Origin of the sequence: Natronomonas sp. CBA1123 (genome assembly GCF_009741925.1) — an archaeon.
GTDB lineage: Archaea > Halobacteriota > Halobacteria > Halobacteriales > Haloarculaceae > Natronomonas.
Genome location: NZ_WPCC01000066.1, coordinates 1 through 9956, shown reverse-complemented (window position 1 = coordinate 9956; position 9956 = coordinate 1). Strand labels below are relative to the sequence as shown.

10 protein-coding genes and 2 tRNA genes are annotated in these 9956 nt (G+C 63.8%); 5 read left to right on the top strand and 7 right to left on the bottom strand.

Annotation, left to right across the window (positions count from 1 at the left end; translation table 11 throughout):
- Positions 1 to 124: 124 nt before the first annotated feature.
- The 3 genes from GJ631_RS17690 to trxA all read right to left on the bottom strand — a co-directional run bounded on the left by GJ631_RS17690 (position 125) and on the right by trxA (position 2840).
- Entirely contained in the window at positions 125 to 1153 is a 1029-nt protein-coding gene (locus GJ631_RS17690) for a transcriptional regulator (RefSeq protein WP_156710422.1), read from the bottom strand.
- 15 nt (positions 1154 to 1168) lie between these two features.
- On the bottom strand, positions 1169 to 2281 hold the full coding sequence (gene bioB / locus GJ631_RS17685) for a biotin synthase BioB (protein ID WP_370518730.1): 1113 nt from the start codon (positions 2279 to 2281) through the stop codon (positions 1169 to 1171).
- Positions 2282 to 2450: 169 nt separating this feature from the next.
- Positions 2451 to 2840: a thioredoxin gene (gene trxA / locus GJ631_RS17680; protein WP_156710420.1), complete on the bottom strand. Its 390-nt coding sequence runs from the start codon at positions 2838 to 2840 to the stop codon at positions 2451 to 2453.
- A gap of 114 nt (positions 2841 to 2954) precedes the next feature.
- On the opposite strand from trxA, the gene GJ631_RS17675 reads away from it, so the two are divergent.
- Positions 2955 to 3242, top strand: a complete 288-nt coding sequence (locus tag GJ631_RS17675) for a PRC-barrel domain-containing protein (RefSeq protein WP_156710423.1) — start codon at positions 2955 to 2957, stop codon at positions 3240 to 3242.
- Here GJ631_RS17675 and GJ631_RS17670 read toward each other — a convergent pair.
- On the bottom strand, positions 3239 to 4699 hold the full coding sequence (locus GJ631_RS17670; protein ID WP_156710419.1) for a DHH family phosphoesterase: 1461 nt from the start codon (positions 4697 to 4699) through the stop codon (positions 3239 to 3241). The genes GJ631_RS17675 and GJ631_RS17670 overlap by 4 nt on opposite strands.
- A 123-nt stretch (positions 4700 to 4822) precedes the next feature.
- Here GJ631_RS17670 and GJ631_RS17665 point away from each other — a divergent pair.
- Positions 4823 to 4896, top strand: a tRNA-Lys gene (locus GJ631_RS17665).
- A 37-nt stretch (positions 4897 to 4933) separates the two neighbouring features.
- Here GJ631_RS17665 and GJ631_RS17660 read toward each other — a convergent pair.
- On the bottom strand, positions 4934 to 5650 hold the full coding sequence (locus tag GJ631_RS17660; RefSeq protein WP_156710418.1) for a class I SAM-dependent methyltransferase: 717 nt from the start codon (positions 5648 to 5650) through the stop codon (positions 4934 to 4936).
- 453 nt (positions 5651 to 6103) lie between these two features.
- Complete coding sequence (gene guaB, locus GJ631_RS17655; protein WP_156710417.1) at positions 6104 to 7582, bottom strand: IMP dehydrogenase; 1479 nt, start codon at positions 7580 to 7582, stop codon at positions 6104 to 6106.
- A gap of 463 nt (positions 7583 to 8045) precedes the next feature.
- On the opposite strand from guaB, the gene GJ631_RS17650 reads away from it, so the two are divergent.
- Together GJ631_RS17650 and GJ631_RS17645 are read left to right on the top strand one after the other, a co-directional pair.
- Positions 8046 to 8945 (top strand): DUF5794 domain-containing protein, encoded by a 900-nt coding sequence (locus GJ631_RS17650; protein WP_156710416.1) that lies wholly within the window; start codon positions 8046 to 8048, stop codon positions 8943 to 8945.
- Between the two features lie 32 nt (positions 8946 to 8977).
- Positions 8978 to 9202, top strand: coding sequence for a DUF5795 family protein (locus GJ631_RS17645; RefSeq protein WP_156710415.1), 225 nt, complete (start codon positions 8978 to 8980; stop codon positions 9200 to 9202).
- On the opposite strand, the gene GJ631_RS17640 is transcribed toward GJ631_RS17645, so the two are convergent.
- Positions 9199 to 9525 carry a 2Fe-2S iron-sulfur cluster-binding protein gene (locus GJ631_RS17640; RefSeq protein WP_156710414.1) on the bottom strand — a complete coding sequence of 109 codons (327 nt, stop codon included), beginning with the start codon at positions 9523 to 9525 and terminating at the stop codon, positions 9199 to 9201. The genes GJ631_RS17645 and GJ631_RS17640 overlap by 4 nt on opposite strands.
- An 81-nt stretch (positions 9526 to 9606) precedes the next feature.
- Here GJ631_RS17640 and GJ631_RS17635 point away from each other — a divergent pair.
- Positions 9607 to 9787, top strand: a tRNA-Trp gene (locus GJ631_RS17635).
- Positions 9788 to 9956: the final 169 nt, after the last annotated feature.

The window sequence follows — 9956 nt, the reverse complement described above, 5'->3', positions numbered from 1 at the left end:
GCGACCGGGGTTCGAGCGGCGACCGACTCGACGGGCGTGAGGTCTCGCCGGAGGCCCGACCGCTCACGGTCGCGGAGTCGCGCTTCGAGGTCGAAACCGTGAGAGTGCTGGAGGCTCATGCCGTTCAAAAGCCCGGCATCAGGTCGGCGGGCCCGAAGACGCCGTACTCGCCGGCGCGGTTCCGTCGGACGCCCGCCTTCAGATAGCCGAGCGCCGGGCCGTTGACGTTGGCCTCCATGCTCGTGGCGTCGTCGAGTTGGAAGGTGTTCGTACCGACCTCGCCGTCGAAGGTCCTGCCGGTGACGCTGACGGTTGTCGTCGTCGGCTTTTCGTCGGAGCGGACGTCCAGGATGCCGCCGACGGTCACGTCTTCGGCGTCACAGATGCCGGCCCGTTCGAGCAGCACGTCGTCGGCGTGTTCCATGTCCTCGAACTCGATTCGGCCGTCGTGGTCCTCGATGATGGCCTCGATTTCCTCGTCGGAGAGGTCGCGTGCGGTCTCGATGTCGTAGCCATCGAGGTGGGCGATGTCCTCACGGACGGTGCCGCGGTTGTCCTCGTAGCCCGATTTGAGACCGACGCCCCACCAGATTTCGACGTCCTCGACTTCGACGAACGACTGTGCGGCGAGGGCCGCAGCGCCCGTGAGGAATCCGGGCGTCGCACCGGCACCACAGACGAAGGTGATGCCGGACTCCTCGAAGGTGTCGGTTCGTTCGTCGAGCATGTCGATGACGCGGGAGCGTTTCAGCACGTCGACGAGGACGCCCTCGTAGTCGGCCTCGGCGAAGCGGTCGGCGACGCGCGGGATGAAGTCGTGTTCGAGGTTCGGCAGCGCTATGAGAACCGCGTCGATAGCGTCCGATTCAGCAATGATGTCGTCGATGGGTGTCTCCGTCGAGTCGGCTTGGGCGGAGGCAGCGACGCCTTTCTGCTCGCCGGACTGTTTGACCGCGACAGCCCCACCGTCACTCGCTATGTTCCCCTCCGTCGCTGCCAGCAGTTCCTCCACGTCGAGGCCATCGTGGTCGACGGCGACGCCGTGGCGGTCACACGCCGCAACTGGGTTAAGACCGTCTTTCCGCGTCGAGTATTCGAGTGCTCGTCGGCCGATGCCACCGGTTCCCAGTACTGCGAAGTCGATATCGTTCATTGTCGTAGTGTTGTATTAGTCGTCCAGTTCGCTGGTCGCGTTACTCGTCGCCGTCCCGACGGCCGTGTCGGGAGCGGAGTCACGATGTTTGGCTTTCACTTCCTCGGGGTCGAAGTCGTTTACCGCGCGGTTCGGCTCCAACCCGGCGCGTTCGACGATTTCGATGTCGTCGCCGGGGTCCTGTCCCTCGGTCGTGAGGTAATCACCGGTCAACAGGCCGTCGGCACCGGCCTCGAAAGGCAGGTGCTGTTCGTCGGGCGCGAGGTTCACCTCGCGACCACCCGTCAGTCGGACCCGAGAGTGGGGATGGAGCAGCCGGTACACCGCGATGGTCTTGATGACCTCCGCCTTCGAGATGGCGGCGTGGTCGGCGTCGCCCATCGGCGTGCCGGCGACGGGGTTGAGGATGTTCACCGGCAGCGAGGAGACGCCGATGTCCTGCAGTTCGATGGCGGCGTCGACGCGGTCGGTCGGTGATTCGCCCATTCCGAGGATGACGCCAGCACAGAGGTCCATTCCCGCGGCTTTCGCCCGACGGAGCGTCTTCAGTCGGTCCTCGAAATCGTGAGTGCCGACGACCTTCGGGAAGTACCGTCGAGAGGTCTCGATGTTGTGATTGTAGTGATTGAGGCCTTCCTCGGAGAGGATTTCGGCCTCCTCTTCGGTGAGCAATCCGAGTGAGGCGTCGACTTCCACATCGGTTTCGTCGCGGACGAGTCGAATCGCCTCGATGATTTCGTTCCACTCATCCGGGCGGTGTTCCTTCGAGACGCCCTTCTCGGCGACGACGATACCGAAGCGCTGGGCACCGTCGGCCTCGGCGCGTTTCGCGGCTTCGAGCACCTTCTCGGGTCCGAGGAATCCGTAGGTGTCGATGCCGGTGTCGAAGTGGGCCGACTGGGCACAGAAGCCACAGTCCTCGGCGCAGTCGCCCGCCTTCGCGTTGACGATGCTGCAAGCGTCGACCGTTCCGTCGGAGAACTCCCGACGAACGAGGTCGGCGCCGGCAGCCAGCGCCTCGGCCGGTTGGGCGAGGAGCGCCAGCCCGTCGGTCCGGTCTAAGCTCTCGCCGTCGAGAACTCGCCGGACCGCGTCGTCGACCGTTCGGTTTCCTGTTTCGTAAACCACACTAGCGAACGTGGTTGACAGGATAATAAATCTACTGGGTGTTGAGAGTTTACGAGAGCAATCGCTAGGCATGAACTGTGGCCAGCGTGTGAACAAACCACGAAGGTCTGTTTGGTAAACCTATCGCAAAAGCTTGGTTGACGAGGTTGTCCGAAAGCGCGTCGTCCGTTCAGGCGTGCTGTTCGATTTTGTTCGCCAGCGTGGCCTTCTCCTGGACGCCGACCATTCTGTCTGCGGGTTCGCCGTCGACGAACAGATACAGCGTGGGAACGCCCTGGACCTGGTACTGCTGGGCGATATCCTGGTGGGCGTCAACGTCGACTTTCAGGACGGCCGCGTTCGTCTCGGCGGCGAGTTCCTCGACGGTCGGTTCGAGCATCTTGCAGGGCCCACACCAGTCGGCGTAGAAGTCGACCAACGCGACGCGGTTCTCTTCGAGGAGTTCCTCGAGGTGGGCGGCGCCGTTCACGTGGACCGGTTCGCTGGGCGAACCGGCGCGAGCCGCCAGTTCTTCGCGTTTCTTCGCTCGAATGTCTTCGATGTCTTCGGCATCGCTCATGGGCGTACTAGTGGAATCGTGGTTTTAACCTCTTCGGGGGTGTGTCCGATGCACACGACCGGTGGTCGTCTGCAAAGCAGTTAATAGGTGTCGTCACGACCGGCCGCTATGGAGATGGAGTCCGTCCCTCAGGAAATCACGTCGCTCGTCGGTCGAGAAGTCTACTCGAACAAGGGCGTCTTCGTCGGTGAGGTCGAGGACATCCGCCTCGACCTCGACAGCGAAGTCGTCACCGGACTGGCCCTCGGTGAAGTCAACCGTGACCTCTTCGATACGCGCGTCAGCGGCTCGAAGGGCGTTATCATCCCGTATCGGTGGGTCCGGGCCGTCGGCGACATCGTCCTCGTCAACGACGTCGTCGAACGGCTTCGAGAACCCGAAGAGGAAGAGGCGCCGGCCTAGCTCCCGTTCGTCCCTTCTCCCCCGCCGCTTCCGCCTTCGACGCCCATCGCTTCGAACAGTTTCGTCCGAACCGCTTCCTCGGTGAGCGACAGCAGCGTCTCCCGGTTGTCGCCGGTTATCTCCAGTCCAGTGAAGATGCCGAGCGGTATTTCCGCGGAGGCGTCCGTCGAGTGGCCGACCACCTCGCCGATTTCGCCGAAGGCGTCCTGCAACACGTTGCCGATGTTCATCCGGATGTCCTTCGACCGGGCCGCGAGGTAAATCGTGTCGTCGGCGATGGCGAACACCGCCGAGGTCGTGATGCCCTCCAGGTTGAGCAGGTGTTGGGCGGCTTGGGACAGCGCATCGCGGTCTCGAATGAATCCCGCATTGGACACGAGGTGACTCCCCTTGACCTCGCGGTTCCGAATCGCCTCGGCGAGTACGTCCAGCGTCTCCGGACTCATCGACGGCGATTCGACCTGTTCGAGGGTGTCGTGGTTGGCGAACGGATAGAGGTACGCCGCCGCGGTGAGGTCCGCCGGCGTCGTATCGCGTTTGAAATCGAGCGTTTCGGCCCGGATACCGTACAGTAGTGCAGTGGCTACCTCCTCCGGCGGCGTGATGTCGAACTCCTGGATGTACTTCGTCAGAATCGTCGACGTCGAGGAGACGTTCGGCCGAATGTCGGTGAACTCCGCGTCGTATTCGACTTCAGGTTCGAAGTGGTCGATGAAGATGTCGACGGGACCGTCGACGACGGGGTCGGCGGCCTTCGCACAGTCGACGAGTGCGAGATTGTCGTACCCCTTGAGGTCGGCCTCCGAAAGCGGCGTCAACTCGATACCCAGGAGGTTGACGAACGCGCGGTTCTCCTGGTGGCCGATTTCGCCTTCGTAGAGGATGTCCGCGGACACGTCGCGGGCGTCGGCGATGGCCTGCAGCGCGACGGCCGAGGCGATGGAGTCCGGACCCGGCGAGCGGTGTGCGAGGATGGCAAGCGACTCCCCGGAGTCGATGACGTCGGCCAGTTGCGTGGCCTTGAACTCCAACTCGCCCTGTTCGAGTGCGCGAAGCGCCGAGTCCGCGATGACCGCCGAGGGGTTGATGACCACGTCTGCGCCGGCTTCGGTGAGTTCGTCGGCGGTGACGGGGTCGGAGGCGCGGACGATGATGAATTTGTCTTCGGCGCGTTCGCGGATGGTTTCGACCGCCACCTTGTTGGCCTCGACGTCGGGGGAGAGAATGAGGATGACGTCGCGGTCGGAGACGGCTTGGGCCGCCGCTTCCTCGGCGATGTCGGCCGTGCGGGCGTCGAGGTCCTGGTCCCGAAGCGCCTCCACGCGACCCTCGTCGCGGTCGAGAATCAGTACGTCCTTTCCCTCCGCGACGAGTTCCTCCGCGACGGCGTGGCCGACGCTTCCGCAGCCGAGAATCGCATACGTCGACATCGAAGCCATCGAGATGGCGCTGCTCATGATAGCCGCCCCGACGGCCGGGACGTACTTAATTTGCCCGTACCATCCGAACCGTGTGATGGCGTCCCGCTGGGGCGTGGGAACGCAACCTATTTGAATCAACCGCGGTTACGTGAATTTGCAGGGCCGATAGCTCAGCCAGGGAGAGCGTCTGGCTCTTAACCAGACGGTCGGGGGTTCAAATCCCCCTCGGCCCGCTTCTGTTCCGGACTATCCGTCGAGCAGCGCCACCTGTCAACGTCCGACGAACCAGCGCCACTGCTCTTCGAGCGGCCCTTCGACATCCGCGAGTAACTGCTGGGCGCGTTCGACGCGGGCCTCCGCGTCGAGGCGAGGGTACAGTCGTGCGGCGATTGCGGGGATGGCGTGGAACAGCCGAAGCGTCTCGCCGGTCGCTTCGAACGTCCACGTACCGGTTTCGAGGTCGAACTCGCTCGCGAGTGCGGCCTCGACCTCGCTGGTGTCGGCCGGGGAACGGGAGTCACGGTCGAGTTCCGCGAAGACGTCCTCGCCCGCGGTCGTCCGCCATCCCAGCGGGGCGACCGCACCGACGGTGCCGCCCGCTCGAAGCACGCGCCGTGCTTCGGCGACGGCCCGTTCGGGATTCGGCGCCAAGAACAGCGATGCGGTGAACGCGACGGCGTCGAAGGTGTCCGAGCTGAAGGGTAGATTGTCGAAATCACCCTGAACGCGGCCGGGGACCGTACACTCCCGGAGCATCTGTCGGCTCAAATCCAAGGCGACGGGGGTCGCCCCACGCTGTTCGAAGGCACGGGCGCTGATGCCCGACCCTGCGCCGGCGTCGAGGATGGACTCGATACGTCCCGACCCCTGGTCGGCCATCCGGTCGTACAGCTGCAGTGCCAACTTCCTGAACCGACCTGTTCGAGTCTCGTACTCCGCATAGGAGACCGTACTTATGTCGAAGTTCTTCTGGATGTGCTCTTTCATACGCCGGGATTCAGCGGCCTGCTAAATGTGTGTGATGGGCTGCCGCCCCGAGTCGTCATCCGCACGTCAGACGCAGGACTGGAAATTACTGTTGATTAACGTGCTGCCTGATATATCAGGAACCCGTTTTTTTATTCCAATCTTCCCTTGGTAACACTGGTCACACTACCAAGGGTGTGACTCGGGGCACACCATGAGCATGAACACCTACGTTTGCAGTCGATGTGGAGAGCAGTTCGATGCACACGCTTCGGCCGAAACCGCACGGTTGGGGTACTGTAGCCGGCGGTGTATGAACGCGGTACGGCAGTAAGTGAACGGCGCGTCGGGGCAGCGAGTGGGCCACGCTGTCGGAGACAATTCCGCCACCGCTGTTTGGCGCAAGCGGCCTGCGACACCCCCAGAGAGTACGCCACAGCCGATGGACTGTTCGAAGGAGTCCGTCCGGCAGCGTCAGTTATCGGGGCTGTAGTTCGGCGCTTCGTCGGTGATGACCACGTCGTGGGCGTGGCTCTCTGTCTGGCCCGCCGAGGAGACACGGACGAACTCCGACCGTTCCTTGAACTCAGGAATCGTCTCGGCGCCGACGTAGCCCATCCCGGACTGCATCCCGCCGACGAGTTGGTGGAGTTCGGACTCGAGCGAACCCTTGTACGGAGTCGCGGCTTCGACGCCCTCGGGGACGTACTCCTCGTCTTCGGGGTCGTCTTTGAGATAGCGGTCGCCGCCACCGGATTTCATCGCGCCGACAGAGCCCATGCCGCGGTACTGCTTGTAGCGCTTGCCGTTCATCGTGATGACGCGACCTGGTGCTTCGTCGGTGCCGGCGAAGTACGACCCGAGCATCACGGCGTCGGCGCCGGCTGCGATGGCCTTGATGGCGTCACCGGAGTAGCGGATGCCACCGTCGGCGATGACGGGCACGTCGTGTTGGGTCGCGACGTCTGCGACCTCGGCGACGGCCGTAATCTGGGGCATCCCGGAGCCGGAGACGACGCGGGTCGTACAGATGGAGCCGGGACCGATGCCGACCTTGATGCCGTCGGCGAAGTCGACGATGGCCTCGGCGGCCTCGCGCGTCCCGACGTTGCCGACGACAACGTCCGCGTCGACCTGCGTTTTGATTTCGCGGGCGGAGTCGATGACGTCGAGGTTGTGTGCGTGCGCACAGTCGATGAACACGATGTCGGCGCCGGCCTCGTCGGCCGCCAACGCGCGGTCGGTCTCGAAGGGACCGACGGCGACGCCGACGACGAGCGACCCGTCGGAGGCCCGGGCGGCGTTGTCGTACTCTCGACGGGCGAGGATACCCTGCATCGTCACGAGTCCCGTCAAGCGTTCTTCCTCGTCGACGATGGGAACGCGCTCGATTTTGTGTTCGTACATGAGTTCGAGCGCTTCGCGTGCGGTGACGTCCTCGCCGGCGGTGATGACCTCGTCGGTCATCGCCTCACGGACCTCGTCGCGGTCACCGACTTCGAGGTACGGTCGGATGTCGGTCCCCGAAATGATGCCGAGGACCACGTCGTCGTCGTCGACGACCGGTGCACCGGAGACGCCCTCTTTCCCCATCATGCGGTCGACCTCCCGGACGGTCTGTTCGGGGGAGGCCGTGACCACGTCGCGGATGATGAGCTCGTCGGCGCGTTTCACCGTCTCGACGTGCTCTGCGGTTTCCTCGACGGTCATGTTGCGATGGAGGACGCCGAGTCCGCCCTCGCGGGCCATCTCGATGGCCAACTCGGCTTCCGTCACCGTGTCCATCGCCGCCGAGAGGACGGGGATGTTCAGCGTAACGTTCGTCGACACGCGGGTCGCCATGTCGGCGTCGTCCGGTTCGACGCGACTCTCCTTGGGACGGAGTAGTACGTCGTCGAACGTCAATGCCTCAGGTACGCGGAGTTTCTCCGAGAAGGGTTCGTCGCTCGCCATGTAAACCGTCGGAATCCCCCGCCCAAAAGCGTTGCGAGAGCGATACCCTCCGTCACTAATAAACACGGACGAACCGTCCGACGGGTTCTCCGACACCAGTGTCCGAACGTGTACATCGACAGCCGTTGTTGGATGTTCGTCCGCCCCGCGAACCCCCGTAGACGGATTCGTCGCAGAATATGGCCGGAATACTGCCACTCGTCAGATGCATGCGGACAATACTCACACAACACTTATGATTCAGTCAACTGTTGCCTCATGTATGGACTCCGCCAGTCCCATCGCACAGCGTATCGCCGGGCAATCCAGCCTCGCCACCGGCATTTTCTTTACATTTGCGATGTGGACAAATAAAGCGGAGAAAGTCGCACCCATCCGGACCCGCAACCGCTCCGGACACGCCAGAGGGTATCGCGACATCCACCGCCGTTCGTCCCATGGTGAGGGTCGCCCTGCCTGACGAATGAGCGCATCACGACACCCGATTGCGTTACGCCTCGAGCGACAGGTCGGTGAAGGGACGCGTCTACTCGCGACTGTCATGGCGCTGCCGCTCATCGACGGTATCTTCACCGCCCTCATCGTCGCCGGCGCGGTTTCGGACCTCCTCGGTATGGTCGAGGTCGGGCTACTCATCTTCGGCGGCAGCGCGACGCTCGCCGTCGTCCTCGCCGAGATGGAGGGTTCCCGACGCGACCGCGTGAAGAACGTCCTCCTCGTCGGGGCACTCGTCGTCCCCCTCGCGGCAGTGCAGGCGACCATCGCACCGACCATCGCATCGGTGCTCGATATGGTCATCTTCGAGCGCTTCGCCGCACTCGTCATCCTCGCTATCGCGGCGAAGACCGCGAGCGCGACCGTCGGCGAGTACCTCCCCCGACCCAGCGTCATCATCGGACTCGGTCTCGTTGCGAGTTTCCGCCCGACTGCCTTCGAGTTCGGCTTCGTCGCCGACCCGATGTTCGTCGTCTACGGCACGGGCGCCGCCGTCGTCGGCGTGAGCTTCGCGCTGGCCGTCGCCGGACTCGGCCCGTGGCTCCGTGGCAACGTCGACATCGACCGCTTCCGATTCGGCAGCGCGGTCGCTCTGGGCGTCCTCCCGCTGACCATCCTCGAAGTCGGCCCCATCACGGGCGAGGAACCGCTGGCACTCATCGTCCTCGCGATCACCGGCCTCTTCGCCTTCAACCCCGAGGGCGCGATGGATGCGCCATCCGAAGACGCGGATGCTGCGGCCGCAACCGATGGCGGTGAACCCGACGACCCCTTCGAGGAAGACGTCGAAGACGCCGTCGAGCGCGTCGACGACGAAGAATCCACCGCGCCCGGAAGTCCCGAGGGCGACCGCGCGCCGTGGCTGTAAAGCCTTAGGGCCCTCGGCGACACTCCTCCTGTATGGCCGACAACCGCGTCGTCGAGGGTCGCATGGTCACGCCCGGAAAACTCGCCGAACTCATCGAAGGCGAGCGCGTCATGGACACCGAAGGCATCGAGGACACCGACCGAGCATGTCCCGACTGCGGTGGCGACGTCATCTCGGTGGGCTACATGCCGAGCGTCACCGAGTTCGTCACCGGCTACAAGTGTCAGGAGTGCGGTTGGAGCGAAACCGACCGCTAATCCGGGAGTATCTGCCCCCAGAGAACTTTTTTGAGTAATTCGACTTGGAGGGGTTCTTCGACTCGAATCTGACAGGATAGCCGCGGGTACCCCCACCGGTCGGCGGCCGCGTCGTGCCACTGCGACGGCTCGGGGGCGTCCTCGATTCGGACGCCACAGGTGCCACACAGCCCCCGGCCGCCGCAGTTCGCCACCCGCGACACCGAACCGTACACCTCGAAGCCCCGCTCCGAGAGGGCGTCTCGAAGCACCGTCCCCCGCGGCACCTCGATGGTCGTCTCGTAGTTTCCGTCGATGACGGTCACTGGAACGCGCTCGGTCATACCCTCACTTCGGGCGGCACCGCCAAAGTCGATGTGCCGAATCGAAACCCCTTTAGGAAGAAGGGAAGTACGGGGAATCGAGGGGACGTGGCCAAGCCAGGCATGGCGGCTGACTCCAGAGGCCACGCGCCCGGTGACGAGACTCCAGACTGATATACCGAGCGGACGACTGATCATCGCTCCGCGTTGACGACCCTCTGGAGGACCGAGGCGCTACACCGGAGATATCAGTAGATCGGGGGTTCAAATCCCTCCGTCCCCATACTGACTAAAAAGGTTTACTCAGGGAGTTTATACGGCCAGTTACCCGAGGTTATGGGGGGGGTGGCTCACATGGCCGCTGAGAGCCGACCTACCATAACGCCGACATACTGTTGTGAGTGGTGCGGCCAACCTATCGAGGACTTACTCGACGACCAGCAGTGCCCGGC